Raw genomic sequence first — 26,094 nt, 5'->3', positions numbered from 1 at the left:
CCGGGGCCGGGCGGCCGGCGGGCGCGCGGGCCGGGTCGCGGCGCGCCGAGTCGTGGCGGTGCCGGGCCGCCGGCACGGTGGGCAACTGGCCGGTGGCCTGACGGAGCACGGTGACGAGCTCGTCGACGTCGGTCGTCGGCACGACCACGACCGTGGCGGTGCGGCGACGCCAGCTGAGCATCAGGACGCCGAACACGAGCAGCAGCGGGCCGGCGGTCAGCAGACCCCAGGTCGCCGGGTTGAGCCAGCGGGGGAAGACGCTGACCCGTACGGTCGCGTGGATGCCGGGCGCGCCGTCGGCGCGCATGAGGACGAGGGCGGGCGCGGGCGGGGACGATCCGCCCATGGTCAGGTCGACGGCCGCGGGCGCGGTGCCGCGCCAGAACGTCTGGGCGCGCGGGTCGGCGGGCGTACGGGTGCCGGCGACGGTGTCGACGCGCACCGGCAGCGGGCCGCGCGCCATACGGACGTCGCCGAGGACCCCGTGCCGGACCCCGGCGAGGTAGCCGGCCGGGTCCGTGGCGAGGCCGAGGAGCAGCGGCTCGCCGCCGACGGAGGCGGCGGTGACCCGCACCCGCGACGCGCCCGTGCGGGCGAGGTAGCCCTGCGCCGCGAACAGCGCGGACGGGTCGGGCACGACGATGGCGTACCCGTCGGTGTCCAGCGGCGCGAGGGTGGCGTCGAAGCCGCCGCCAGGCCCGCGGTGCTGCATGACGTGCCAGCCCGCGATGCCGCCGATGGTCAGCGGGACGGCGGTCAGCAGGACGATGATGCCGGCCGCGGTCCGCAGCCGCCCGGCGGCCAGCCGCAGCCGGCTGGCTCTGGCCAGGCTCGCGAACGCGCGCAGCGACGCCATGGTGCCCCCACATACCGGTACTCGAAAATGGTGTTTTCGCACCATATGCGAATAAGGGACCGGTAGCGACGCACCGCGCCCGTCAGTCCGGCGCGATCTGGACCTGCGCCTTCACGGTCGCCTGGTCGATCTCGGTGGTCCGCAGCGTGAGGGTGAACTCCCAGGCGCCCGCCACCGGCAGCGTGACCTGGCCGTACGCGTGGCTCGGCGTGATCGCCAGCAGGTTGATCTCGATGGGTTCGATGCCCTGGCTGGGCAGCGCCGCGGTCGCCGTCCACTGCTCGATCTTGATCTCGCCGCCGGTGGGCGCGAAGGCGTACAGGTGGATCTCGTTGATGCCGACGGCGGCCGGCTGGATGTCGCCCTGCAGGGTGAACAGCTTGCTGGTCAACGAGATCGACTGCAGCGGCGGGCCCTCGACCTGGTCGACGGCCGTGCGGGCCGGCGTGGTCTGCACGAGCACGGCCGTCGTGGCGAGCACGACCGCGATGATGGCCACCTCGGCCAGCACGATCATCCGCAGCCGGTGCGCCGCGCCCGGCTCCGCGGTCGCGATCGGCGCGACCAGCCGCCGCGACGTGGACGCCACGGCCAGGATCACCAGCACCAGCCCGGCCTTCGCCATGACCAGCCAGCCGTACCGGGTGTCGATGAGCGCATCGAACGAGCCCACCTCGATCAGCGCCTGGGCGAGGCCGGTGAGGAGCAACGCCCCCACCGCGTAGGTGGCCCAGCGCGACCACACGGGCACGATCGCGGCCAGCTCGGCCGCGTTGGCCCTGGGCAGCACGAACAGGAACAACATGATGAGTCCGCCGAGCCAGACACCCATCGAGCCGAGGTGCACCATGTCCGCGAGCACGGTGACCATCGGGGCCGGCGACGCCCCCGGGTGCCCCGACACCGACCACGTGGCGAGGCCCACCACCCCGAGCACGCACAGCAGGATGCGGTCCGAGCCCCAGCTGCGGCCGCGCACCACGGGGCGCAGCAGGATCAAAGACACGCCGAGTACGCCCAACCGGACCAGATGCGCGGTGCCGAACCGGCTGCCCAGCACCTCCTTCCACGCCTCGGCGCCGGCCCCGAACAGGCCGCCGCCCATGACGTAGGGCACCTCCAGCACGACCTCCAGCACGGTCGCCACCGCGATGAGGACCGCGCCCACGTACGCGACGCGGACGAGGCCGGCCGAGGCGAGCCGCTGCGGCCACAGCGCCGTGAGCACGAGCACCGCGCCGACAAGCAGCGCGAGGCCGGCGTAGCCGAGGTACCGCGCGACCGGGAACAGCGCCGTCACGACCGGGCTGGTCGCGGCCTCCGCCGCCTCGGTCGGCGCCCCGCCCGGCGACGGCGCGCCGATCGAGAAGGTGAACGCCCCGGTGACGGGGTGGCCGTCGGCCGAGATCACCCGGTAGCTGACCAGGTACGTGCCGTTGGGCGTGTTCGGGCCCAGGTCGATGGTGACGTTCGTGCCCTCGACGCGCGGCTCGCCCCCGTCCGCCCGGCCGCTCGGGCCGGTGACGCGCACCTTGCCCGCGATCGGGCTCACCGGCTCGCTGAACGTCAGCACCACGGCGGCGGGCGGCTGGCTGACCACCGAGTTGGCGGCCGGTGTGGTGCTCACCAACGTGGCGTGCGCGCTCGCCGGCGCGGCCGGGCCGGCCAGCACCACGATCAGCGCGAGCAGGATGCCCGCCAGCAGTGTCGCGGCACGCCGCCTAACCAGACTGGCCTCGCTCACGACGGACGCTCCTCCCACCGGGTGACGCACCATCATGGCTCATCGCGGCGTTTCGTGGACCCACGGCCCGGCCGGGTTAAATTGACCGGGAACCCCGGACCGGTTCGCAACGACAAATGGACGTGACAGCGGTGACGACACCTGTCGGCGCCTGGTCGAGAACACGACCGTGGATCGGGCTCGCCGCCCGGGTCGTGCTCGCCGGGGTCTTTCTCGTCGCGGGCGGTTCGAAGGTCGGCGATCTCGCCGCATCGGGCCGCGCCGTGCACGCCTACCGACTGATGCCCTACGACGTGTCGGCGACGGTGGGCGCCGTGCTCCCCTTCGTCGAGCTGGCGCTCGGCCTGCTCCTGCTCATCGGCCTCGCCACGCGGCTGGCCGCCGCCATCGGCGCGGCCCTCATGGCGATCTTCATCGCGGGCATCGCGTCCGTGTGGGCGCGCGGGCTGTCCATCGACTGCGGCTGCTTCGGCACCGGCGGCGAGTTGGCCCCCGGCCAGAGCCCGAACTACGGCTGGGAGATCGCCCGCGACGTCGGGCTCCTCGCCCTGGCCATCTTCCTTGTCGCGTACCCCCGCACACCCTTGTCCGTTGACGGATATGTACTCGGCGACTACAGCTTGCAGGAGAGTGACGCGTGAGCAGCAGGGCGAAGAGCAAGCAGGCCAACCAGGTGGTACGCGCGCAGCTCGCCCGCGAGGATCGCAAGCGGCGGCTACGGATCGTCATGCTCATCGCCGGAGCGGTCATCGTCGTCGCCGGCTTCATCGGCTGGGGCGTCTGGTCGTCGCAGAAGTCCACGAAGGCCACCACGCCGGTCAACGCGACCGCCGGCGGGGTCGGCCTGCCGGTGGGCGGCGCGGGCGGCAAGGCGAAGGTCGAGCTGTACGTCGACTTCATGTGTCCGGCGTGCAAGGCGTTCGAGCAGGCCGCCGGGCCCACCCTCAACGAGATGATGGCCGCCGGTAGGGCCGAGGTGATCCTGCACCCGGTCGCCATCCTCGACGACGCCTCCACCACGAACTACTCGACCCGCGCCTCGGCCGCCGCCGGGTGCGCGTCGGACGGCGGCAAGCTCAACGAGTACGCCACCGCGCTCTACGCGCAGCAGCCCCCCGAGGGCGGCGACGGCCTGCCCGACGACCAGCTCATCCAGATCGGCCGCGACGTCGGGCTCAGCGACACCTTCGCGCAGTGCGTCACGGGCGGCACGTACCTCACCTGGGTGCCGAAGGTCACCGCCGCCGCCTCGGAACGTGGGCTGCGGGGCACCCCCACGGCGTTCGTCAACGACAAGCAGATCGAGTCGACCGTCGAGGCCCTCACGGCCGCCGTCAACGGCGCAGTAGGTTAGCGACATGACGGAACCTGTGCGGCTGGCGGCCGGTGACCCGGCGCCCGACTTCGATCTGCCCACCGACGACGGCGGCCGGCTCGCGCTGAAGGACCTGCGCGGCGACAAGGTCATCCTGTACGCGTACCCGGCCGCCATGACGCCTGGCTGCACCAAGCAGGCGTGCGACTTCCGCGACTCGCTGGCGTCCCTGCAGAAGGCCGGCTACCGGGTCGTCGGCATCTCGCCGGACGCCCCGGCGAAGCTCGCCAAGTTCCGGGAGCACGACGCGCTGACGTTCCCGCTGGTCTCCGACGCGGACAAGAGCGTGCTGACCGCCTACGGGGCCTTCGGCGAGAAGCAGAACTACGGCCGCACCGTCCAGGGCGTGATCCGCTCCACGTTCGTCATCGACGCCGACGGCAAGATCGAACGAGCCCTCTACAACGTCAAGGCCACAGGTCACGTGGCCAAACTCCGACGCGATCTAGGCCTCGACTGACGTCGGCCCTAAGCTACAAGGGCTGACGGGGGCCGTAGCCCAATGGCAGAGGCACACGGTTTAGGTCCGTGCCAGTGTGAGTTCGACTCTCACCGGCCCCACCCACGGGCCCCGGTCACCGCACGGTGACCGGGTCGCCCACCCCGATCTCGCCGGCCCCCTCCGGGATGAGATTCACGGCGAACAGCAGCTTCTGCCCGATCGACCGGTGCCGCGCCAGGGTGCGCAGCGGCTCCCGGCCGCGTTCACCGGTCTCCTGGTCGGTCGTCGTCACCACGCACCGGCCGCACGGCTCCGGCACCCGGAACGTCACCTCGCCGATGCGCACCAGGCGGCCCACCCAGTCGTCCTCGGCCCACGCGGGAGCACCCGTCACGACCACGTTGGGCCGGAACCGCTCCATCGGCAGCGGCCACTCCGGCGAGCCGTCCTCGGCCAGCCAGTCGTTGAGCGCCGCCAACGACGCCGTGTTCGCCAGCAGCAGCGGGTACCCGTCGGCGAAGCTCACCACGTCGCCCGGCCACGCGTACGGCGGCTTGATCGTGCGCCGCGTCGGGTCGTCGAGCCAGACCAGCCGGACCTTGCGGTCGAGCACCTCGGACAGCCACGCGTCGGCCGCCTCGCCGGCCCGCGCCGCCGCCCCGGTGAAGCTCCAGACGGTCACCTCCTGCGGGGGCCCGTCGACCGGTTCGGGCACGACCAGGTCGGGCCGGTCCGGGGCGGTGATCGTGAGCCGCCCGTCGGCCGCCAGGGTGGGCCGCAGCACGGTCAGCGCGCTGATCTCACGCTGGGTCACCGCCGCGCCCGTCTCCCGGTCGGCGATCAGCCACCGTCGGTCGCCGTCGAGACCCCACGGATACACGTGGGCCCGTCGCCGGTCCACCCGGTAACAACCTTTCACGGGGTACGTCGTCAGTGCGGTGACCTGCATGTCCTCACTCTTTCACGGTCGCCGCGTCGCGGAGCGTCGCGTAGACGTCGTCGGGCGTGAGGACGCCGCGCGCCGTGCCGTCGGCGACGACCGCGACCCAGCCGGTGCCGCCCTCCAACAGTGCGGCGAGGGCGTCACGCAGGGTGGCGCCGGCGTCGACGGTCGGGCCCCCGTCGGCGTCCGCCGGGAGGGGGCGGAGCCGGTCGGCCGGGATGGGGGTCACCGCGAGGCGCTTGATGCCCCGGTCGGCGCCCACGAAGTCGGCCACGAAGTCGTTGGCGGGGGCCGCGAGGACGCGGGCCGGCGTGTCGTACTGCTCGAGTTGCCCCGCCTCGGACAGGACCGCGATCCGGTCGCCGAGGCGGACCGCCTCGTCCACGTCGTGGGTGACGAAGACGATCGTCTTGCGGACGGTCTCCTGCAGCCGACGGAACTCCTCCTGCAGGCGGGCGCGCACGATCGGGTCGACGGCCGAGAACGGCTCGTCCATGAGGAGTACGACGGGGTCGGCGGCCAGGGCGCGGGCGACGCCGACGCGCTGGCGCTGACCGCCCGACAGCTCGTGCGGGTAGCGGCCGCCGTAGCGGGCGGGGTCGAGGCCCACGAGGTCGAGCAGCTCGTCGACGCGGGTGCGGACGCGGTCACGGGGCCAGCCGAGCAGCTTCGGGACGGTGGCGACGTTCGCCCGGATCGTCTGGTGCGGGAACAGGCCGACGTGCTGGATGACGTACCCGATCCGGCGGCGCAGCGTGACCGGGTCGGCGCGGGTGACGTCCTCGTCGTCGACGACGATGCGGCCGGCCGTCGGCTCGATGAGCCGGTTGACCATCCGCAGGATCGTCGATTTGCCGCAGCCGGACGGGCCGATGAGGACGACCAGCTCGCCGGCGGGCACGTCGAGCGTGAGCCCACGCACGGCCACGGTGCCGTCGTCGTACTCCTTGCGGACCGATTCGAGCCGGATCGGCGCGGCGGCGGTAGCGTTCACCCCATGTCCTTCCTCGCGGACGACCCGCGCAACCCGTGGTTCTCGTGGGAGTACATCAAGCAGAACCAGGAATCGATCACGGCGGCGCTGACGCAGCACGTCCAGCTGACCGTACTAGCGATCGCGATCGCCGCGGCCATCGCGATCCCGCTCGCCGTCGTGGCCAGCCGGGTGCGCTGGCTGGCCGGTCCGATCCTGTCACTGTCCGGCGTGCTCTACACGATCCCTTCCCTCGCGCTGTTCGCGCTGCTCGGCCCGTTGCTGGGCCTGACGATCCAGACGGCCCTCGTGGGCCTGGTCATGTATGCCCTGCTGGCGATCGTCCGCAACGCGCTCACCGGCCTGCGGCAGGTGCCCGCCGAGGTCCGCGACGCCGCCCGTGGCATGGGCTACGGACCATGGCAGCTGCTGTGGCGCATCGACCTGCCGCTCGCGCTGCCGGGCATCATCACCGGCCTGCGCATCGCCACCGTCTCCACCGTGGCCCTGGTCACCGTCACCTCGATCGTCAGCTACGGCGGCTTCGGTATGGAGATCCTCACGGGCTTCACCAACAACTTCTACCGGCCGCAGATCATGTTCGCGACGTTGGCCTGCATCGTGCTGGCGCTCACCTTCGACCTGCTCCTGATCGTGCTGGGCAAGGTGCTCATGCCCTGGTCGCGCCGCCGGAGGACCTCATGAGCGAGCGTCAGCGAGCGAATCATCAGCTCAGTGCCAACTCATGCCGACGCCGGAGCGCAGCGGAGGCGGCGGCATGAACATCTTCGGCGACGCGATCGTCTGGCTCAACGACCCGCTGAACTGGACCAATCCGGACGGGATCCTCGCGCGCGCCGCCGAGCACCTGTTCATCTCGGTGTGCGCGCTGGCGCTGGCGTTCGCGATCGCCGTGCCGGTCGGTGTGGTGCTGGGTCACACCGGCAGGGGCGGCGGGTTCATCGTGGCGCTGGCCAACCTGACCCTCGCGGTCCCGACGATGGCGCTGCTCACGCTGTTCGTGGTCGCCGGCTTCGGCGCCGGGTACCCGCCGATCATCCTGGCCCTGACGGTGTTCGGCATCCCGCCGCTGCTGTCGAACGCGTACCTGGGCATGCGCGAGGTGGATCCGGACGTGCGCGACGCGGCGCGCGGCATGGGCCTGTCGGGCGCGCAGGTGGTGGGCCGGGTGGAACTGCCGCTCGCGGTGCCGTACATCCTCAGTGGATTCCGCACCGCGGCGGTGCAGATCGTCGCGACCGCGACGCTCGCGGCGTTCGTCAACGGTGGCGGCCTCGGCATGATCATCAGCCGCGGCTTCGGGCTCGGGCTCGCCTCCGGCGGCGGCCAGGTGGTCGCCGGCGGATTGATCGTCATCGCGCTCTGCCTCGCACTCGAAGGGCTGTTGGCATTGACACAGCGCGCACTCACGCCGCGCGCGCTCCGCCAGGGGGTACGGCGTCCGCCCAGCTCAGCAGCCGATCGGGTCGACGCCAGCGCCGCGGCGGCGAAACCTTAATCAGACGGTTATCCCCACCACACCGATTGGAGTTGCCAAGATCCCGATCGCGGGATTGGCTGGGCTCATGTCATCGCGTACACACAGATTTTCCCTATTGACCGCGGCCGGGTTGCTGGTCGTGGCGGGCACGCTGACCGCGTGTGGCGAGAAGGGCTCCTCGGGCACGGCGGCACCGGCGACGGCCACGGCGGCCGGCGCGGGCTGCGCCCCGGAGAAGGGCGACGTCCTGGTCGTCCTCACCGACGACAAGAAGCTGCAGAACGCCGACAACGTCGTCGCCGTGGTGAACACGGCCAAGTCGAGCCCGGCCCTGCTGGCCGCGGTCGACAAGGTCGCCGCGGCGCTGGACACCCCCAAGCTCGTCGCGCTGAACAAGGCCGTCGACATCGACCGCAAGACCCCGGCCGTGGCCGCCAAGGAGTTCGCCGACGCCAACGGGCTCACCACCGGCCTGTCGGGCGGCAGCGGCGCCGTGGTCGTCGGCGCCGCCGGCTTCGCCGAGAGCGTCACCCTCGCCGAGCTGTACAAGCTGGCCCTCAACGCGGCCGGCTTCAAGGCCACGGTGAAGAAGAGCACCAACCGCGAGGTGTACGAGCCGGCCATCGAGCGCGGCGAGATCACGGTCTTCCCGGAGTACGCCGCGACGCTGACCGAGTTCCTCAACCAGAAGGCGAACGGCAAGGACGCCCAGCAGGTGGCGAGCGGCGACATCGACGCCACGATCGCGGCCCTCAAGCCGCTCGCCGAGAAGTACAAGCTCACGGTCGGCACCCCGTCGGCGGCCGCCGACCAGAACGCGTTCGCCACCACCAAGGCGCTCGCCGACAAGTACGGCCTGAAGACGCTGTCGGACTTCGCCGCGAAGTGCAACGGCAAGGCCTCGGTCCTGGCCGGCCCGCCGGAGTGCCCCCAGCGGCCCTTCTGCCAGCCGGGCCTGCTGCAGGCCTACGGCATCAACTTCGGCAACTTCTTCCAGGCCGACGCGGGTGGCCCGCTCTCCAAGGGCTCCCTGAAGAACGGCAACGCCTCGCTGGCGCTGGTCTTCTCGTCGGACAGCTCGCTCACCCCCGCGTGAGCTGATTGATCACGGTTGGGCCCGGTCGACCACGGCCGGGCCCGAACCGTCTTAGGCTGCTCACATGGGTGCAATGGTGCGCGCCGCCCGGGGTCGGACCCTGCGCGCGAAGGGCTGGCCGCAGGAGGCCGCCCTACGGATGCTCATGAACAATCTTGACCCGGACGTGGCGGAGCGCCCGGACGACCTGGTCGTCTACGGCGGCACGGGCAGGGCGGCCCGCGACTGGCCGTCGTACCACGCCCTGGTCCGGACGCTGACCACCCTGGCCGACGACGAGACCATGCTGGTCCAGTCGGGCCGGCCGGTGGGGGTGTTCCGGACCCACGAGTGGGCGCCCCGCGTCCTGATCGCCAACTCGAACCTGGTCGGCGACTGGGCGAACTGGCCGGAGTTCCGCCGCCTGGAGTCCCTGGGCCTGACCATGTACGGCCAGATGACCGCCGGCTCGTGGATCTACATCGGCACGCAGGGCATCCTGCAGGGCACGTACGAGACGTTCGCCGCGGTGGCCGCTTCGCTGGGACGCGAGTCCCTGGCCGGCACGCTCACGCTGACGGCCGGCTGCGGCGGGATGGGCGGCGCCCAGCCCCTCGCGGTGACCATGAACGGCGGCGCGTGCCTCATCGTCGACGTGGACCCGTCGCGCCTCGCGCGCCGGGTGCAGACCCGCTACCTCGACGTGGTCGCGGACTCGCTCGACGAGGGCGTGGCCCTGGCGCTGGCGGCGAAGCGGGAGCGCCGGGCGCTGTCCGTCGGCGTGGTCGGCAACGCGGCCACGGTCCTGCCGGAACTGCTGCGCCGGGGCGTGCCGGTCGACATCGTCACCGACCAGACCAGCGCGCACGACCCGCTCAGCTACGTTCCCGTGGGGGTCCAGCTCGCGGATGTCGCCGACTACGCGGCGGCGAAGCCGGCCGAGTTCACCGACCGCGCCCGCGAGTCCATGGCCCGCCACGTCGAGGCGATGGTGGGCTTCCTCGACGCCGGCGCGGAGGTCTTCGACTACGGCAACTCGATCCGCGGCGAGGCCCAGCTGGGCGGCTTCGAGCGGGCGTTCGCGTTCCCGGGCTTCGTCCCGGCGTACATCCGGCCGTTGTTCTGCGAGGGCAGGGGTCCCTTCCGCTGGGCCGCCCTGTCGGGCGACCCGGCGGACATCGCGGCGACGGACCGGGCGGTCCTCGACCTGTTCGGAGAGAACGAGTCGTTGGCTAGATGGATCCGGATGGCCGGCGAGCGGGTGGCGTTCCAGGGCCTGCCGGCCCGGATCTGCTGGCTCGGCTACGGCGAGCGCGACAGGGCGGGCCTGCGCTTCAACGAGATGGTCGCCTCCGGCGAACTGTCCGCCCCGGTGGTGATCGGCCGCGACCACCTCGACTGCGGCAGCGTCGCGTCCCCCTACCGCGAGACGGAGTCGATGCGCGACGGCTCCGACGCGATCGCCGACTGGCCCCTGCTCAACGCTCTGGTCAACACGGCCAGCGGCGCCTCGTGGGTCTCGATCCACCACGGCGGCGGCGTCGGCATCGGCCGCTCGATCCACGCCGGCCAGGTCACGGTCGCCGACGGCACCCCCCTGGCCGCCGAAAAGATCGCCCGGGTTCTCACCAACGACCCCGGCATGGGCGTGATCCGTCACGTGGACGCCGGCTACGAGGAGGCCGAGGCGGTGGCCTCGGCCCGCGGCGTCCGCATCCCCATGCGCGAGTCCGACCCCACCGCACTCCAGCCATGATCGCCACGCCCGGTAATGACGGCACCGGTCGAGTGGGGTCACGCTCCGTGCTCGCGGCACCCCCACAATTGCGTCACCCCGCACCCCCCACCCACCCCTCTCCGCCAGCTTTGCTCTGCTTCCCTCTAGGAAGCACCGGAGCTGAGCTCGACAAATGTCGGAAGGTAGTGGATCGATTGCTTTATGTGGTCAGCTGCGACAACTACTCCGTGTGCCTGATTCCTATAGGGAAGCAGAGCAAAGTGGGAGGGGGGTCGTAGTGGGGGGCGAGCCGCCCAACACGCATCGTGACGGTGAGCTCCGTGTCCGTTGATGTCGTGGAGCGGTTCCGGGCGTTGTGGCGGTCGCTGGAGAAGATCGGGCGCGACGAGGAGACCGGCGGATACCGGCGGCACGGGTGGAACGGGGCCGACCTGGAGTGCCGGGAGTGGTTCGCCGAGGAGGCCGCCGACCGGGACCTTGAGCTGCGCGTCGACGGGAACGGGAACCTGTTCGCGTGGTGGGGCGACGGCGACGACGCCGTGCTGACCGGGAGCCACCTCGACTCCGTGCCGGACGGGGGCGGCTACGACGGGCCGTTGGGGGTCGTGTCCGCGCTCGTCGCCGTCGACCTGCTGCGCGAGCGCGGGCACACGCCGCGACGCCCCATCGTCGTGGCGACCTTCGCCGAGGAGGAGGGGTCGCGGTTCGGGCTGGCGTGTCTCGGGTCACGGCTGCTCACCGGGGCCGTGGACACGCGGCGGGCGCTCGCGCTCACCGACCGGGAGGGGGTGACGCTCGCCCGGGCGATCGCCGCGACCGGCGGCGACCCGGCCGAGGTGGGGCCGGATCCCGACCTCGTGGCGCGCTTCGGGTGCTTCGTGGAACTGCATGTCGAGCAGGGGCGGGCGCTGGTGGACCTCGACGCGGCCGTCGGGGTGGCCAGCGCCATCTGGCCGCACGGGCGGTGGCGGTTCGACTTCCGTGGGGAGGCCAACCACGCCGGCACCACCCGGATGGCCGACCGGCACGACCCGATGCTGACCTTCGCGTTCACCGTGCTCGCCGCGAACAAGGAGGCGCGCCTGTCCGGCGCGCACGCCACCATGGGGCGCGTCCACGTCAGCCCCAACGCCACCAACGCGGTCCCCGGGCAGGTCACCGCGTGGCTCGACGCCCGCGCCGCCGAACAGTCCACGCTGGACCAGCTCATCGGGAGCGTGACGGCAAAGGCGACCGAACGCGCCACCCGGGACGGGACCGCGGTCGCCGTCACGGCCGAGTCGGTCACAGCCGTGGTCGAGTTCGACGCAGCGTTGCGCGACCGGCTCGCCACGGCCCTCGGCGGCGTGCCCGTCCTGCCGACCGGCGCGGGGCACGACGCCGGCGTGCTGTCCGCCGTCATGCCCACCGCCATGCTGTTCGTGCGCAACCCGACCGGGGTGTCGCACGCGCCGGGCGAGCACGCCACCGACGAGGACTGCGCCGCGGGCATCGAGGCGCTGGCCGCCACGTTGGAGGAGCTGGCATGCCGGTGACGCGCTATCTCGCGGAGCACGCCTGGCTGGGCGGGCCGGCGGGCCTCGTGCACGACGTGCTCATCGAGGTCGACGACGGCCGGGTCACCGCCGTTACGCCCGGGACCAGGGGGAACGACGCCACCCGCCTGGCCGGGCTGACCCTGCCGGGCCTGGCCGACGCCCACTCGCACGCGTTCCACCGGGCGTTGCGCGGGCGCACCCACGCCGGCCAGGGGACGTTCTGGACGTGGCGCGAGCAGATGTACGCCCTCGCCGCCACGCTCGACCCGGACCGCTACCTCGCGCTGGCCCGGGCGACCTACGCCGAGATGGCGCTGGCCGGGATCACCTGCGTGGGCGAGTTCCACTACCTGCACCACGACCCCGACGGCCGGCCGTACGGCGACCCGAACGTCATGGGGCACGCCCTGATCGAGGCGGCCGCCGAGGCCGGCATCCGGATCACGCTGCTCGACACCGTCTACCTCACGTCCCGGGTCGACGGCGCGCCGCCCGAGGGTGCGCAGCGCCGGTTCAGCGACGGTGACGTGGACGGTTGGGCCGCCCGGATGGGCGGACTGCAACCGAAACCGCACGCCCGGATCGGTGCGGCCGCCCACTCGGTGCGCGCCGTGCCGCGCCCGCAGCTGGCCGCGCTGGCCGGGACCGGGCAGGCCACGCTGCACGTCCACGTCTCCGAGCAGCGGGCCGAGAACGAGGCGTGCCTGGCCACCCACGGGTGCACCCCGACGGAACTGCTCGACCGGGCGGGACTGGTCGGGCCGTGGCTGACCGCCGTGCACGCCACCCATCTGACGGACCTCGATCGGACGCTGCTCGGCGACGCCGGCGCGGGCGCGTGCTTCTGTCCGACGACGGAACGCGACCTCGCCGACGGGATCGGGCCGGCCCGCGCCCTGGTCGACGGCGGCTGCGCGCTGAGCCTGGGCTCCGACTCCCACGCGGTGATCGACCTGCTGGAGGAGGCCCGCGCCGTCGAGCTCAACGCCCGCCTGCACGACGAGCGACGCGGCCACTTCGCGGTCGGCGAACTGCTCGGCGCCGCGACCGCCGCCGGTCACGGGGCGCTCGGCTGGCCCGACGCCGGCGTCATCGCCCCCGGCGCCCGGGCCGACCTGGTCACCGTGCGCCTCGACACGGTCCGCGCGGCCGGCTACGACCGGAACGCGGCCGACGCCGCCGCCCTGTACGCGGCGACCGCCGCCGACGTCACCCACGTCGTGGTCGACGGCCGCGTCATCGTCCGCGACGGTCAGCACCAACTCGTCGAGGACGTCCCCCACGCCCTGTCCGCGTCCGTCAAGGCGGTGTGGTCGTGAGCCTGTTGATCACCAATGTCGGCGAACTCGTCACCAACGACCGGACGCTCGGGGACAACTCACAGCTCGGGCTGCTCACCGACGCCGCTCTCGTCATCACGGACGGTAAGGTCGCCTGGGTCGGCGCGGCCGACAAGGCGCCCGATGCCGACGAGCGGCTCGACGCCGCCGGGCGCGCCGCCATCCCCGGGTTCGTCGACAGCCACACGCACCTGGTGTTCGGGGGCGACCGGGCCGCCGAGTTCGCCGCCCGGATGGCCGGCGAGCCGTACACCGGCGGGGGCATCCGGACCACGGTCGCCGCGACGCGGGCGGCGACGGACGAGACACTGCGCGCGTCCGTGGGACGCCTTCGCCGCGAGGCGCTGCGGCAGGGCACCACCACTATCGAGATCAAGAGTGGGTACGGGCTGACCGTCGCCGACGAGACGCGGAGTCTGCGCCTGGCGGGCGAGGTGACGACGGAGACGACCTTCCTCGGCGCCCACGTCGTGCCGGCCGAGTTCGCCGACCGTCCCGACGACTACGTCGCCGAGGTCTGCGGGCCGATGCTGACGGCCGCCGCGGCGTACTCGAAGTGGGTTGATGTGTTCTGTGAGCGTGGGGCGTTCGACGTGGAGCAGGCCCGCGCGGTGTTGACGGCCGGGATGGCGGCCGGGTTGCTGCCCAGGGTGCACGCGAACCAGCTCGCGGCGGGGGGCGGGGTGCGGTTGGCCGTGGAGGTGGGGGCGGCGAGCGCCGACCACTGCACGCACCTGTCGCGCGCGGACGTGGACGCGCTCGCGGCGTCGTCGACCGTGGCCACGCTGCTGCCGGGGGCGGAGTTCAGCACCCGGTCGCCGTATCCGCCGGCGCGGCGGCTGCTCAACGCGGGCGCGACGGTGGCGCTGGCCAGCGACTGCAACCCGGGGTCGTCGTACACGTCGTCGATGCCGTTCTGCGTGGCCCTGGCCGTGCGCGAGATGCGGCTCACCCCGGCCGAGGCCCTGTGGGCGGCCACGGCCGGCGGCGCGAAGGCGCTGCGCCGTGACGACGTCGGACACCTCGGCGTGGGGGCGCGCGCGGACGTCGCGCTGCTCGACGCACCCTCCTACCTGCACCTGGCCTACCGGCCGGGCGTCCCGCTGATCACATCCGTGCTGCACGATGGAGTGCCCTCATGACCGCCACCCTGTCCTGGCCCATCCACGTCGCGTCCACCGGGATCGCCGCCGCCGACGTGCTCGCCGTCGCCCGCCATGACGCGCCCGTGGCGCTCGGCTCCGACGCGACCGCCGCGATGGCCGCGTCCCGGTCGCTGGTCGACGCGATCGAACGCGACGGCCGGCCCGTGTACGGGGTGTCGACCGGGTTCGGGGCGCTCGCCGGCACGCCGATCACCCCGGCCCGGCGGGAGGAGCTGCAGCACGCGCTGATCCGCTCGCATGCCGCGGGCGTGGGCGTGCCGATGCCGCGCGAGGTCGTCCGGGCCATGATGCTGCTGCGCGTGCGGTCGCTCGCGCTGGGGCGGTCCGGCGTGCGGCCGCTGGTCGCGCAGGGGCTGGTGGACCTGCTCAACCACGACATCACCCCGTGGGTGCCCGAGCACGGCTCGCTGGGCGCGTCGGGCGACCTGGCGCCGCTGGCGCACTGCGCGCTCGTGCTGCTCGGCGAGGGGTGGGTGCTCGGCAAGGACGCCGTGCCGGTCGGGCCGGTCGGGGTGTCCGCGTCGCGGATCCCGGGCGGGGAGGCGCTCGCGTCGGCCGGGCTGTCGCCGGTCACGCTCGCCGCCAAGGAGGGCCTCGCGCTCATCAACGGTACGGACGGCATGCTGGCGATGCTGCTGCTCGCCATCGCCGACCTGGAGCACCTGCTGACCATGGCGGACGTGACCGCGGCCCTGGCGACCGAGGCGATGCTCGGCTCGGACCGGCCGTTCCTGCCGGAGCTGCACGCGATCCGGCCGCACCCCGGGCAGGCCGTCTCGGCGGCGAACATCCACCGGCTGCTCCAGCACTCCGGGATCATGGACTCGCACCGCGACGACCTGGAGCACGCGGTCCAGGACGCGTACTCGATCCGGTGCGCCCCGCAGGTCGCCGGCGCGGCCCGCGACACCCTCGACCACGTGCGGCTCGTCGCGGCGCGGGAGCTGGCGTCGGTCGTCGACAACCCGGTCGTGCTGCCGGACGGGCGGGTGCTGTCGACGGGCAACTTCCACGGCGCGCCGCTCGGCTTCGCGGCCGACTTCCTGGCCATCGCGGCGGCGGAGGTCGGCTCGATCTCGGAGCGACGCACCGACCGGCTGCTCGACGTGACCCGCTCGCGGGAGCTGCCGGCGTTCCTCACCCCCGATCCGGGCGTCAACTCGGGGCTGATGATCGCGCAGTACACGGCGGCGGGGATTGTCGCCGAGAACCGGCGCCTCGCCTCGCCCGCGTCGGTCGACTCGGTGCCGACGTCGGGCATGCAGGAGGACCACGTGTCGATGGGCTGGGCGGCCACCCGCAAGCTGCGCGTGGTGCTCGACAACCTGACGAGCCTGCTCGCCGTGGAACTGCTCGCCGCGGTCCGGGGCCTGCAGCTGCGCTCGCCGCTGGCCCCGTCGCCCGCCGGGCGGCGCGCGGTCTCGCTCGTCGCCGAATTCGCCGGGTCCCCCGGTCCGGACGTCTTCCTCGCGCCCGTGCTCGAGTCGACCCGCGCCCTCATCGCCGGCCGTACGCTGCGCGACCAGGTGGAGGCCGAGATCGGGCCGCTGGCCTGATCCGCACCACAAGATGCAGGCCATCATGCTGGTCAGCGGCTACGTGTGGCGCGAGTCCCAACTGATGATCGACATCGAGGCGGCCGTCAGCCGCGACGACAAGTGGCAGCAGATGCTGCTCAACTACGGCGCCAACCTCGCCGCCGTCGCCGACCGGGCCAGGTTCCCCGAGGTCAACGCCCTCATCGACGCCGGCACCTTCGAGGACGCCGACACCATCGACGAGGACTTCGCCTTCGGCCTCGACCGCATCCTCGACGGCATCGCCACCCTCATCAGGTGAGAGAATCGGTGCGATAAAGGAGCCACAGGGAGGCGCCATGAGCCGTGAAGGGATCGCGCCGCCGGGCTCGGGCTACGCCCAGCAACGGCACTACGTGATCGCGGTGCGTCTGGCCGACCTCCGCGGCCCGGACAGCGGCACCGTCACCCTCGACCACCGGCTGGACTGGTCCGGCGATGCGACATACGACCTCGATGACCCCGGCGACCTGCAGGTGATGTATCAGACAGTCCTGAACGAGGCGACCAGCGTCGATGATCTACACCGCTGGCTCGACGGTGCCACGCTGCGGCGACGATGGAGCGACCTGTGGCTCCCAGCCCAGCTCCGGGCGCTGTGGCAGGCCCCGCTTCCCGGAGCTTGCCGACCCGCCCCGAGCTATGGCCGGCTGAGTGGACCAGGCCCACGGCATTCTGGACCGGCCCACCGAGGACGTCGATCTCTTCACCGCATGGGTCCGCCGCAGCGAATTCGCCACGGCGGTTGACGCGGTTGTGGCCACCTACGTGGAGCACGGCTACAGCGTCGTGGTCGCGCAGCGCTTCGACACCTTCGCTCGCCTGGCAGTAACCGACCCGGCTGCCGCCGATCATCCATACAAAGTGGAATTGGCCGCGAACTGGCGGGCCCTGCCGCCAGTGACGATGAGCGTCGGACCGGTCCTCCACCCCGACGACGTCATCGCCGGCAAGATGTCCGCACCCTTCACCCGCGCGGAACCACGGGACTTCCTCGACGTGGACGCCGCGATCACGTCCGGACGCTACAGCCGCGACCGACTCTGCGAACTCGCGGAGCAGACTGACGCCGGCTTCGACCGCCGCATCCTTGCTGACCTCTTCGGCGTTCTGGGCCGCTACCCCGATCGGCGTTTCGCCGCCTATGGCGTGTCCGCCACCCGTATTGCCGACATGCGCGGACGCTACGCAGATTGGCGCATTCGCCTCCTCGCCGAGGCGTAGGTCGCCACCGGACGGTAGGGCTAGCCCTACCGTCGACTGTGGAGGTGTCCTGGTGTCGTGACGACAGCCCAACTGGAACGCTCTATCTCATGGCATTCGACGCGTTGCTAGGCCTGGACGGTGGCGTGCTCGACGTGGGCTCGCGCATATTGATCATCGCCTTCATCGTGATCGCCACCCGCGTCGCCCCGTTCCGCGAGGTCCCTCACGAGCCCGAGGTGGCGACCCACGCCGACGCGCACGCGGACGCCGTTCGCTAATCGATCACCCCCACTTAATCTTGGGACCAAATCCACGGATAACCGCGTGATTCGTCCCAAGATTTTCCATGGAGATCAGGATGCGTCGGGTTCGAGGAGGGCGATCGTCTCGGCGGCGCTTGCCGCGGCCGGCTTGTCGGCCGTGCGGGTGTAGAGGTCGTGTTGCCAGCGGGCGCAGCCCAGGGCAACGAGTCGCGCCTTCGGGTCGATCATCGCCGGCAGCAGGAGTTGACCGACGATGCCCGTGAGCCACCGGGCCGCGTCGAGGGCCGCGTCGAGGAGTTCGTTCTCCAGGTGGCGCTGGCCGAAGTTCACGACCGCCGTCGCCCAGTGCTGTCCGAAGTGACCGAACTCGTAGCGCATCGCGGGCAGCTGGGCCTGCGAGGCGCCGGCGAACAGCGCGTGCGCCTCGAGCGCGAGGAGCCGCTCCTCCATCACGCCGGCGGCGTCGATCTGGGCGTCCGACAGCATCACGGCGTGGGCCGGGGCCAGTTGCCGGGAGCAGCGCATCGCGGGCACCAGGATCCGCACGTCGCGCGCCGGGGCGGTGAGCGTCCGCGCGGGCCCGTGGCGTTCGACCGAGTCCAGCGCCCACGCCAGCGTGACCAGGCCGGTGGCCTGCGCGACGATGCCGTCCTCGGGCACCCGACCGCCGGCCGTGGTGAGGAACCACCGCGCCATGGGCACCAGGTCCTCCCGGCCGGCCGCCGCATGCAGGACGTACGCCGTCGTGCCCGCGGCCTGCACCGCCGGGGCGTACTCGAGGGGCAGGGCGAACCGGCCGCCGGCACCGAACGCGCCCAGGAACTCGCGCAGCGCCCAGTCGGCGGCGCCCACGGCGATGTCCGGGTCGGCGCCGATGAGCAACTGGACGTGGGAGGCCATGCCGAGCACGCGGGCCGCGTCGAGCCGGGCCTGCCGCCCGGGGTCGTCCTCGATCCGGTCGAGGCAGGCCAGGACGGCCTGCTGCGCGTCGGAGATCGCGGACAGCGGGTGCCCGGCCATCGCGTGCACCCGCGCCCGACGGATCACGACGTCGGCCACGAGCTGCCCGGCCCCCGGCCGGCGGAGCCGCCCGTAGGCCGCCTCGGCCTCGGTGAGCGTGTCGACGGCCGCGTCCAGGTCGCCGCCGTTCAGCTGCCACTCGCCGAGGGTGTAGAGCATCGCCCCGAGCTGCTGGACGTTGTCCTGGTCGCGGGGTTCGCTCTCGATCGCCTCCCGGACCATGACGCACGCGCGCTCATACGCGTCGATGGCGCCGGGCTGGTCGCCCCGCGCGTGCCGCCGCTCGCCGTCCTCCATCAACCGCAGCACCGCGTGGCGCAGCGCCCTGTCCGCCATTCACCCAACGTATACGACGGCGTCACGCTTCGATATTTGAATTCGTATCAACCCCGGACAATGCCGAGGATCGTGTCCATCGCCTTGAGCCGGTCGGCGCCCGTGCCGAGGAACCCGTCGGGCACGATCAGCTCGTCGAGCCCGATCGCCCGGTACTGCGCGATCGTGTCCGCGAGCGCCCCCGGCGACCCCCCGATGACCGGCATCGGCATGTTCTCCGGCAGCGGCCCGTCGACGACGGTGAGGGCCTGCGCGGACCGGAGAATCGACCGCGGGTCCCGGCCCACGGCCGCGCAGTGCCCGTCGAGCACGGCCATCTTGTGCGCGATCAGGTCGGGGCGGCCCCACGTGTTCCACGCGTCGGCGTGCTCGGCGACGATGCGCAGCATGCGCTTCTCGCCGCTGCCACCGATGAGGATCGGCAACGGGTCCTGGACCGGCTTCGGCTCGCAGTACGCGTCGGTGAGCTGGTAGTACTCCCCGTCGAGGGTGGTGGTCGGCTGGGTGAGCAGGCCGCGCAGGACGCGCAGCGCCTCGACGAACCGGTCGAGCCGCTGCTTCACCGGCGGCAGCTCGATGCCGTACTGCTCATGCTCGTTGACCTGCCAGCCCGCGCCGACGCCGAGGATGAACCGGCCGTCCGTGATGTGGTCCACGGTCGCCGCCATGTTGGCGAGCACGGCCGGGTGCCGGTACGTGATGCCGTAGACGAGCGCGCCGATCCGCACCCGCGGCACGAGCGCGCCCAGCGCGGCGAGCAGCGAGCCGCACTCCAGGACCGGATCGTCCGGCAGGCGGACGCCGCCCGCGTTCGGCATGAAGTGGTCGGCCACGTACACGCCGTCCCAGCCGGTCTCGCCCGCGTGCCGGGCCGCCGCCACCAGTTCGCCGTAAGGTTGCCCCGCGCCGGGCCAGATCGACAGTCGCATGCGCTCCACCTTGCCACGTCGTAGTCTGTGCACCCCGAGAGCAGGAGGTAGTCGTGTCCGACGAGGCCGTGTTCTTCGCCGTCGCCGCCCTGGTCCTGCTCGCCGCCGGCATCGGCGCGGGCCGCTGGCTGGCCCGCCGACCCGCGATCACGCTGTGGCCGCTGCTCGGCGCGCTGGTCGCCGTGGCGCTGCTGCTCTCGCTGATCGGCGACGGGGCGACGGCCGCGCTGACCGCCACCCTGCTGTGGGCCGCTGTGGTCACCGGCACCGCCCTGATCGCGCGCCGCCTGCGCCCGGCCTGGGCCGGCGTCCTCGGCGTCCTCGGCGGGGCGGTCGCGGTGCAGGCTGCGATGATCGCCTTCGTGTCCGCGCGGTTCAGCGCCGCCGAGGCACCCCGGGAGTACGCGCTGGCGTGGCTGCCCGCCGCGATGACCGGCGCGGTCAAGCGCCTCGGCGGCCCGGACGACCCGGACGCCCTGCCGCTGTGGGTGCGCATCTCGCAGGACGCGGGCGTGCTGCCCTGGCTGCTGGTGATCTGCACCGGCCTGGCGCTCGCCTACGTGGCGCGGGCGGGCCAGGCCACGGTGACGGTAGCGCCCGCGAAGGCGCCGTAACGGGCGAAGGCCGCCTCGATCGCGGCCCGCTCGGCGTCGGACAAGTCGACGGCCACGGTCGGGGTGACCTCGATGCCGGCGCCGGTTACCGTGCGCCGCCAGTAGCCGATGAGCTGGCTGTCGAGCACCAGCGGGTGGGCCAGCATGTTCAGGTTGGCCGGGCCGATGTCGCGGTCCGCGACGTTCACGATGGGCAGCCGGCCCTCGGAGTAGGCCTGCACGTACTCGTCGTAGATGGGCAGCACGTGCGCGGTGGGTGACGGGTCGCGCGGCGGCGGGGCGGACGGCGCGAACCAGTAGACCCGGCCGTCGACCGTGACGGACTCCAGGGCCGGACCGACCAGCGACAGGCCGTGCCGGATCTGGGTGAGTGTCAGGCTCGACCAGGACGCGAAGTCCTTGACCGTGGCGGGGCCGTGGCTGGTGAAGAAGCGGCGGGTCAGCTCCGCGAGGGCCTCGTCGGGGGTGTAGTCCGGACCGCGGTCCGGCACGCGCTCGTCGAGCAGCGCGTACGTGTGCTGCTTGCCGCGCATCGGGCCGTTGACGATGAGGCAGTCGAGCTCGGCGCGCATCACCACGTACGCCAGGTGGTTGCCGGTGGCCGGCAGGCCGGCGGCGGCGAGCACGGCGGCCAGCTCGGGGCGGGTGAGGTGGTTGCCGCCGCGCAGCGCGGACGCGATCACCTTCGCGGTCCGGGCGGCCATCTCGTCGTCGAGGCCGTGCATGCGGTAGTAGGTGCCGCTGAGCCGGTGCACCCGCGGCGCGGTGGCGGCCTGGATCCACCGGATGTCCTCCGGGGCGACGAAATGCCAGGTCGGCCTGATGATGTGGGTGCGCAGGATGCGGCCCGCGTCGACGGCGTCGCGCACCGCGTCGTCGTCGACACCCGCACAGCGTTGCCCGACGGCCCAGCGCGCCACCGCGTACTCCTGGGCCTGGACGCAGCCGAGGTGGCGGACCACGGCGACCGGATCGCTCAGCGCGACGCCCGAAAGGTGTTGATTGTGCAGCCGCCGGCGGGCGACCTCCAGCGCGTCCATGGGCACGGAGTCTAGGCCCGACCTGCGACAGCATCCGTTTCCCGGGCCACCGCGTCCTTACCTACGTAGGTACGCTCAGCAGCCACGAAGGGCGGGGGACGTGTCGGCCCACGACGAGTTCATCGAGTACGCGACGGTACGGGCGGCCCGGCTGCGGGACCTGGCCTACCTGATGTGCGGCGACTGGCACCAGGCGCAGGACCTCACCCAGCAGACCCTGGCCAAGCTGTACGTCTCGTGGGCGCGGATCCTGCGTCGGGAGAACGTCGACGCGTACGCGCGCCGGGTGCTGCTGCGCGAGCTCCTCACCGAGAAACGGCGGCTCCGCTCGACGGAACGGCCCGTGGCCGACATTCCGGACAGCGCGGGTTCCGGGGACCAGGCGGACCTCCGCCTGACCCTGGTGGACGCGCTGCGCGGGCTGCCGCCACAACGCCGCGCCGTGATCGTCCTGCGCTACTGGGACGACCACAGCGTCGAGACGACCGCCGAGATCCTGCGGCTCACGCCGTCCGCGGTGAAGAGCCTCACGGTCCGGGCGCTGGCGGACCTGCGCGCGGTCCTCGGCACGGACCTACCGATCACCACTTCCTGAACCGCCCTCCGAAAGAGGTTGCTCATGCAGTCCGAGATTCGCGATCGGCTCACCGGGGAGCTGGCCGACAGCGGCCCGCCGCCGCTCGGCTCGCTCGTCACCGACGCCGTCGCCGCCGGGACGCGACTGCGGCGGCGCCGGCTCGCCGCGCTCGCCAGCGGGGCCACGGCCCTGGTCATCGCCGCGTCGGCGGGCGTGATCGCCACGCTCACCGCCGGCCCGGCCCCCACGACGGTCCCGCAGTTCGCGTCGGCGGCCGGGACGTCGGCGGCCGAGAAGACCGTCGAACCCTCGGCGTCCGCGCCCGCGCTGGTCATCCCGCCCGGCCACAAGGCCACCAGCGGGCAGGCGGTCGTCGCCGTCCTCAAGACGCTGGTCCCGGACGGCCGGATCTCCGAGATCGACTTCTACGACGTCCCGGGCACCGCGTCGGGGATGTTCGTCCTCGACGACGGTCACGGCAAGGCGACCATCACGGCGGGCGTCAGCAACCAGCCGTTGAGCTACACCGACGGCGAGCCCGCGCCCGGCGAGCTGACCTGCCCGCCCGACGGGAAGGGCTTCACCTGCACGGTGTCGGACCTGCCCGGCGGCGCCAGGTTGCGGGTGGCCACGATGGGCCCGTACGGGTGCCCGGACACCAAGTGCTCCCTCAAGGACGTCCGCATCGAACTGATGCGCGCCGACGGGGTGGTCGTCATGATCGAGTCGTACAGCGGCCCGTTCGGCCACGGCCGCGGCGCCACCCGCCCGGACACGATCCTCTCGGTCACCAGGATGACGGCCATGGCCAAGGACCCCCGCTGGTCCCTAACGATGCCCGCCCCCTTCGTCGACCAGTCCAACAAGATGATCCACCGCGGCAAGTAGCCCTGCAGAAGTCGACTTCTGGCGGTCTCCCAGCCCGGGATAACCGCCAGAAGTCGACTTCTGCCGCTCAGGCAGGGGCGACGCCCGTGTAGTTCTCGGCGAGGGTGGTCGCGGCGGGGCGGGAGGTCGTGACGTAGCGGAGCTGGGCCAGTTGCAACTGCGTGGTGAAGGGGTCGCCGGGGAGCGGGTGGAGCATCCGGGTCATCCACCAGGAGAAGTGGGTCGCGCGCCAGACGCGTCGCAGGGCGGCCGCCGGGTACGCGTCGGCGAGCGACGGGTCGCCGTCGCGGAGCCAGGCGATCAGGGCCGGGGCCAGCAGGGCGACGTCGGAGACCGCGAGGTTGAGGCCCTTGGCGCCCGTCGGGGGGACGATGTGGGCGGCGTCGCCGGCGAGGAACAGGCGCCCGTGCCGCATCGGCGAGCTCACGAAGGAGCGCATCGGCGTGATCGCCTTCTCCCGGACGGGGCCCTCCCGGAGCGTCCAGCCGGGCAGGGCGAAGCGCCTCTGCAGGTTCTCCCAGATCCGCTCATCCGACCAGGCCTCGATCGCGTCGTCGGCCGGCACCTGCAGGTAGAGGCGGCTGACGTGCGGCGTCCGGATGCTGTGCAGCGCGAACCCGTCCGGATGGTGCGCGTAGATCAGCTCGTCCGTGGACGGCGCGACGTCCGCGATGATGCCCAGCCACGAGAAGGGATAGACCCGCTCGTACGCCACGACGTCCGGCACCGCCGCCCGGCTGATCCCGTGGAACCCGTCGCACCCCGCGATCACGTCGCACGCGATCGCCCGCGCGGCGCCGGACGCGTCGACGTAGCGCAGCACCGGACGAGGTCCGTCCAGATCGGAGACCGCCGTGGCGGAGACCGAGAAGTCGAGCCGCTGGCCGGCCGCCAGCCGGGCCGCGATGAGGTCCTTCACGATCTCCGTCTGGGCGTAGATCGTGACCGTCCGGTCGACGAGGTCGCGGAAGTCGAGATGGTGCCGCTCCCCCGCGTACTGCAGATAGATGCCGCCGTGCTCGACGCTCTGGGCGTCGAGCCGGCCCGCGAGCCCGGCCGCCCGCAGCGTCGCCACGGTGCCGTGTTCGAGCAGGCCGGCCCGCTGCCGCTGCTCGCAGTGCTCGCGGCTGCGCAGCTCGACGACGACCGACTCGACACCCGCGAGGGCCAGCAGGTGTGACAGCAGCAGCCCCGCCGGCCCCGCCCCGATGATGCCGACCTGCGTGCGTTCCATGGCGACCATCAAAATGGAAAAGCAGCCGCGCCGCCAGGTTCGTGCCGCGAACAGTGGTTCGGCAACCGAGCAGACGTGAGACAGATTCACAGGTCAACAAGTTGACCCGAGGTTCTCCGCCCCCGTAGCGTTCGCCAAGAGCACCTGCGTTCGGTTTCCGAACAATGAGAAAGAGGTCGGCATGGCGGAGATCGTGTCGCTGGCGGACGCCGTCGGCGGGCTGGTCCGCGACGGCGACACGGTGGCGCTGGAGGGCTTCACCCACCTCATCCCGTTCGCCGCCGGGCACGAGATCATCCGCCAGCGGCGGCGGGACCTCACGCTCGTCAGGATGACGCCCGATGTCATCTACGACCAGCTGATCGGCATGGGCTGCGCCCGCCGGCTGGTCTTCTCGTGGGGCGGCAACCCCGGCGTCGGCTCGCTGCACCGGCTGCGCGACGCGGTCGAGAACGGCTGGCCCCGCCCCCTCGAACTGGAGGAGCACAGCCACGCCGGCATGGCCAACCGGTACGTGGCGGGCGCCAGCGGGCTGCCGTTCGCGGTGCTGCGCGGGTACGTCGGCACCGACCTGGCCGGCCAGACCGCCACCATCAGGCCGATCGAGTGCCCGTTCACCGGCGAGGTCCTCACCGCCGTCCCGGCCCTGACCCCCGACGTCGGCATCGTGCATGCGCAACGCGCCGACCGGGCCGGCAACGTGCAGCTGTGGGGCATCACCGGCGTGCAGAAGGAGGCCGTGCTCGCCGCGAAGCGCAGCCTCGTCACCGTCGAGGAGATCGTCGACGAGCTGACCCCGGTGCCCGACGCGGTCGTGCTGCCCGGCTGGGCGCTCACCTACGTGGCGGTCGCAAGAAACGGGTCGCACCCCTCCTACACGCACGGATACTCGACCCGCGACAACGACTTCTACGTCGCCTGGGACGACATCAGCCGCGACCGCGACCGGTTCGCCGCGTGGATGGAGAGCCATGTCCTATAGCCCGGACGAGATGATGTGCGTCGCCGCGTCGCGCGCGCTGCGCGACCGGGCGGTCTGCTTCGTCGGCATCGGCCTGCCCAGCACCGCGGCCAACCTGGCCCGGCGCACCCACGCGCCGCACCTCGTCCTCATCTACGAGTCCGGCACGCTGGGCGCCAAGCCCGGCACGCTGCCGCTGTCCATCGGCGACGGCATCCTGGCCGACACGGCCGACTCCGTGGTCAGCGTGCCCGAGGTGTTCAACTACTGGCTGCAGCCGGGCCGCGTCGACGTCGGGTTCCTCGGCGCCGCCCAGATCGACCGGTACGCCAACATCAACACGACGATGATCGGCGGCGACTACCAGCACCCGAAGGTCCGCCTGCCCGGCGCCGGCGGGGCGCCGGAGATCGCCGCGTCCTGCCGCGAGGTGGTCGTCATCGTCCGGCAGAACCGACGCGCGTTCGTCGAGCGCGTCGACTTCGTCACGAGCGTCGGCTTCGGGTCCGGCCCGGGCGACCGCGAACGCCTCGGCCTGCGCGGCGCCGGCCCCCGCACGGTCATCACCGACCTCGGCATCCTGGAGGCCGACCCGGCCACCTGCGAGCTGACGCTGACCCACCGGCACCCCGGCGTGGACCCCGACGCGGCACGGTCGGCCACCGGCTGGGACCTCAGAGTGGCCCACGACGTCCGGACCACCCCGCCACCGACCCCGGAGGAGCTCGCCGTGCTGCGAAAGCTGCAACAGACATGAC

At 72.5% G+C, this 26,094-nt stretch carries 27 protein-coding genes and 1 tRNA gene; 20 read left to right on the top strand and 8 right to left on the bottom strand.

Features of this window, described 5'->3' with window-relative positions; genetic code table 11:
- Both ABD211_RS17140 and ABD211_RS17135 read right to left on the bottom strand, forming a co-directional pair.
- A partial coding sequence (locus tag ABD211_RS17140; RefSeq protein WP_344132347.1) for a hypothetical protein occupies positions 1 to 856 on the bottom strand: 856 nt, incomplete at its 3' end.
- Between the two features lie 82 nt (positions 857 to 938).
- Positions 939 to 2,633, bottom strand: coding sequence for a copper resistance CopC/CopD family protein (locus ABD211_RS17135; protein ID WP_425560437.1), 1,695 nt, complete (start codon positions 2,631 to 2,633; stop codon positions 939 to 941).
- 83 nt (positions 2,634 to 2,716) lie between these two features.
- Between ABD211_RS17135 and ABD211_RS17130 the strand changes: the two genes are divergently transcribed.
- The 4 genes from ABD211_RS17130 to ABD211_RS17115 all read left to right on the top strand — a co-directional run bounded on the left by ABD211_RS17130 (position 2,717) and on the right by ABD211_RS17115 (position 4,536).
- Positions 2,717 to 3,241, top strand: coding sequence for a MauE/DoxX family redox-associated membrane protein (locus ABD211_RS17130; protein WP_344132341.1), 525 nt, complete (start codon positions 2,717 to 2,719; stop codon positions 3,239 to 3,241).
- Complete coding sequence (locus ABD211_RS17125; RefSeq protein ID WP_344132338.1) at positions 3,238 to 3,954, top strand: DsbA family protein; 717 nt, start codon at positions 3,238 to 3,240, stop codon at positions 3,952 to 3,954. Before ABD211_RS17130 ends, ABD211_RS17125 begins: the two co-directional genes overlap by 4 nt.
- Before the next feature lie 4 nt (positions 3,955 to 3,958).
- Complete coding sequence (gene bcp / locus ABD211_RS17120) at positions 3,959 to 4,435, top strand: thioredoxin-dependent thiol peroxidase (RefSeq protein WP_344132335.1); 477 nt, start codon at positions 3,959 to 3,961, stop codon at positions 4,433 to 4,435.
- A 28-nt stretch (positions 4,436 to 4,463) separates the two neighbouring features.
- A tRNA-Leu gene (locus tag ABD211_RS17115) sits at positions 4,464 to 4,536 on the top strand.
- Positions 4,537 to 4,550: 14 nt separating this feature from the next.
- On the opposite strand, the gene ABD211_RS17110 is transcribed toward ABD211_RS17115, so the two are convergent.
- Positions 4,551 to 5,366: an MOSC domain-containing protein gene (locus tag ABD211_RS17110; RefSeq protein ID WP_344132332.1), complete on the bottom strand. Its 816-nt coding sequence runs from the start codon at positions 5,364 to 5,366 to the stop codon at positions 4,551 to 4,553.
- A 4-nt stretch (positions 5,367 to 5,370) separates the two neighbouring features.
- Positions 5,371 to 6,354 (bottom strand): ABC transporter ATP-binding protein, encoded by a 984-nt coding sequence (locus ABD211_RS17105; protein ID WP_344132329.1) that lies wholly within the window; start codon positions 6,352 to 6,354, stop codon positions 5,371 to 5,373.
- A gap of 3 nt (positions 6,355 to 6,357) precedes the next feature.
- Here ABD211_RS17105 and ABD211_RS17100 point away from each other — a divergent pair, with 3 nt between their 5' ends.
- From ABD211_RS17100 to ABD211_RS17050, 11 genes are all read left to right on the top strand, one after another.
- Positions 6,358 to 7,038 (top strand): ABC transporter permease, encoded by a 681-nt coding sequence (locus ABD211_RS17100; protein ID WP_344132326.1) that lies wholly within the window; start codon positions 6,358 to 6,360, stop codon positions 7,036 to 7,038.
- A gap of 73 nt (positions 7,039 to 7,111) precedes the next feature.
- Entirely contained in the window at positions 7,112 to 7,852 is a 741-nt protein-coding gene (locus ABD211_RS17095; protein WP_344132323.1) for an ABC transporter permease, read from the top strand.
- A gap of 67 nt (positions 7,853 to 7,919) precedes the next feature.
- Entirely contained in the window at positions 7,920 to 8,930 is a 1,011-nt protein-coding gene (locus ABD211_RS17090) for a glycine betaine ABC transporter substrate-binding protein (RefSeq protein ID WP_344132319.1), read from the top strand.
- Between the two features lie 64 nt (positions 8,931 to 8,994).
- The gene (hutU, locus tag ABD211_RS17085; protein ID WP_344132316.1) at positions 8,995 to 10,665 is read left to right on the top strand and encodes a urocanate hydratase; all 1,671 of its coding nucleotides are present in this window, start codon (positions 8,995 to 8,997) and stop codon (positions 10,663 to 10,665) included.
- A gap of 284 nt (positions 10,666 to 10,949) precedes the next feature.
- Positions 10,950 to 12,182 carry an allantoate amidohydrolase gene (locus ABD211_RS17080; protein ID WP_425560436.1) on the top strand — a complete coding sequence of 411 codons (1,233 nt, stop codon included), beginning with the start codon at positions 10,950 to 10,952 and terminating at the stop codon, positions 12,180 to 12,182.
- Positions 12,179 to 13,504 (top strand): formimidoylglutamate deiminase, encoded by a 1,326-nt coding sequence (locus tag ABD211_RS17075; RefSeq protein WP_344132352.1) that lies wholly within the window; start codon positions 12,179 to 12,181, stop codon positions 13,502 to 13,504. Before ABD211_RS17080 ends, ABD211_RS17075 begins: the two co-directional genes overlap by 4 nt.
- A complete protein-coding gene (hutI, locus tag ABD211_RS17070) occupies positions 13,501 to 14,667 on the top strand; it encodes an imidazolonepropionase (protein ID WP_425560435.1) in 1,167 nt (388 codons plus the stop codon). Before ABD211_RS17075 ends, hutI begins: the two co-directional genes overlap by 4 nt.
- Positions 14,664 to 16,247, top strand: coding sequence for a histidine ammonia-lyase (gene hutH / locus ABD211_RS17065; RefSeq protein WP_344132307.1), 1,584 nt, complete (start codon positions 14,664 to 14,666; stop codon positions 16,245 to 16,247). The genes hutI and hutH overlap by 4 nt, the downstream gene beginning before the upstream one ends.
- Before the next feature lie 13 nt (positions 16,248 to 16,260).
- Positions 16,261 to 16,530, top strand: a complete 270-nt coding sequence (locus ABD211_RS17060) for a TetR/AcrR family transcriptional regulator C-terminal domain-containing protein (protein ID WP_344132304.1) — start codon at positions 16,261 to 16,263, stop codon at positions 16,528 to 16,530.
- Between the two features lie 392 nt (positions 16,531 to 16,922).
- A complete protein-coding gene (locus ABD211_RS17055) occupies positions 16,923 to 17,492 on the top strand; it encodes a nucleotidyl transferase AbiEii/AbiGii toxin family protein (protein ID WP_344132301.1) in 570 nt (189 codons plus the stop codon).
- 89 nt (positions 17,493 to 17,581) lie between these two features.
- On the top strand, positions 17,582 to 17,752 hold the full coding sequence (locus ABD211_RS17050; protein WP_344132298.1) for a hypothetical protein: 171 nt from the start codon (positions 17,582 to 17,584) through the stop codon (positions 17,750 to 17,752).
- Between the two features lie 75 nt (positions 17,753 to 17,827).
- Here ABD211_RS17050 and ABD211_RS17045 read toward each other — a convergent pair whose 3' ends face one another.
- Together ABD211_RS17045 and ABD211_RS17040 are read right to left on the bottom strand one after the other, a co-directional pair.
- The gene (locus tag ABD211_RS17045; protein WP_344132295.1) at positions 17,828 to 19,093 is read right to left on the bottom strand and encodes a hypothetical protein; all 1,266 of its coding nucleotides are present in this window, start codon (positions 19,091 to 19,093) and stop codon (positions 17,828 to 17,830) included.
- A 47-nt stretch (positions 19,094 to 19,140) separates the two neighbouring features.
- Complete coding sequence (locus ABD211_RS17040) at positions 19,141 to 20,022, bottom strand: LLM class flavin-dependent oxidoreductase (protein ID WP_344132292.1); 882 nt, start codon at positions 20,020 to 20,022, stop codon at positions 19,141 to 19,143.
- 53 nt (positions 20,023 to 20,075) lie between these two features.
- Here ABD211_RS17040 and ABD211_RS17035 point away from each other — a divergent pair, with 53 nt between their 5' ends.
- Complete coding sequence (locus ABD211_RS17035) at positions 20,076 to 20,636, top strand: hypothetical protein (protein ID WP_344132288.1); 561 nt, start codon at positions 20,076 to 20,078, stop codon at positions 20,634 to 20,636.
- Here the strand turns inward: ABD211_RS17035 and ABD211_RS17030 are convergent.
- A complete protein-coding gene (locus tag ABD211_RS17030; protein ID WP_344132285.1) occupies positions 20,579 to 21,676 on the bottom strand; it encodes a winged helix DNA-binding domain-containing protein in 1,098 nt (365 codons plus the stop codon). The two genes, ABD211_RS17035 and ABD211_RS17030, sit on opposite strands and share 58 nt — an antisense overlap.
- Positions 21,677 to 21,776: 100 nt before the next feature.
- On the opposite strand from ABD211_RS17030, the gene ABD211_RS17025 reads away from it, so the two are divergent.
- Both ABD211_RS17025 and ABD211_RS17020 read left to right on the top strand, forming a co-directional pair.
- Entirely contained in the window at positions 21,777 to 22,271 is a 495-nt protein-coding gene (locus ABD211_RS17025) for a SigE family RNA polymerase sigma factor (protein WP_344132282.1), read from the top strand.
- Between the two features lie 24 nt (positions 22,272 to 22,295).
- Positions 22,296 to 23,141, top strand: a complete 846-nt coding sequence (locus ABD211_RS17020; protein WP_344132279.1) for a hypothetical protein — start codon at positions 22,296 to 22,298, stop codon at positions 23,139 to 23,141.
- A 67-nt stretch (positions 23,142 to 23,208) separates the two neighbouring features.
- On the opposite strand, the gene ABD211_RS17015 is transcribed toward ABD211_RS17020, so the two are convergent.
- The gene (locus ABD211_RS17015; RefSeq protein WP_344132276.1) at positions 23,209 to 24,375 is read right to left on the bottom strand and encodes a 4-hydroxybenzoate 3-monooxygenase; all 1,167 of its coding nucleotides are present in this window, start codon (positions 24,373 to 24,375) and stop codon (positions 23,209 to 23,211) included.
- 181 nt (positions 24,376 to 24,556) lie between these two features.
- Here ABD211_RS17015 and ABD211_RS17010 point away from each other — a divergent pair, with 181 nt between their 5' ends.
- Together ABD211_RS17010 and ABD211_RS17005 are read left to right on the top strand one after the other, a co-directional pair.
- Positions 24,557 to 25,357: a CoA transferase subunit A gene (locus ABD211_RS17010; protein WP_344132273.1), complete on the top strand. Its 801-nt coding sequence runs from the start codon at positions 24,557 to 24,559 to the stop codon at positions 25,355 to 25,357.
- Positions 25,347 to 26,093, top strand: a complete 747-nt coding sequence (locus ABD211_RS17005) for a CoA-transferase subunit beta (protein WP_344132270.1) — start codon at positions 25,347 to 25,349, stop codon at positions 26,091 to 26,093. The genes ABD211_RS17010 and ABD211_RS17005 overlap by 11 nt, the downstream gene beginning before the upstream one ends.
- The last annotated feature ends 1 nt before the right edge of the window (position 26,094 follow it).

Source organism: Luedemannella flava, assembly GCF_039528515.1.
GTDB lineage: Bacteria > Actinomycetota > Actinomycetes > Mycobacteriales > Micromonosporaceae > Luedemannella > Luedemannella flava.
This window is presented reverse-complemented; position numbering and strand designations above follow the sequence as displayed.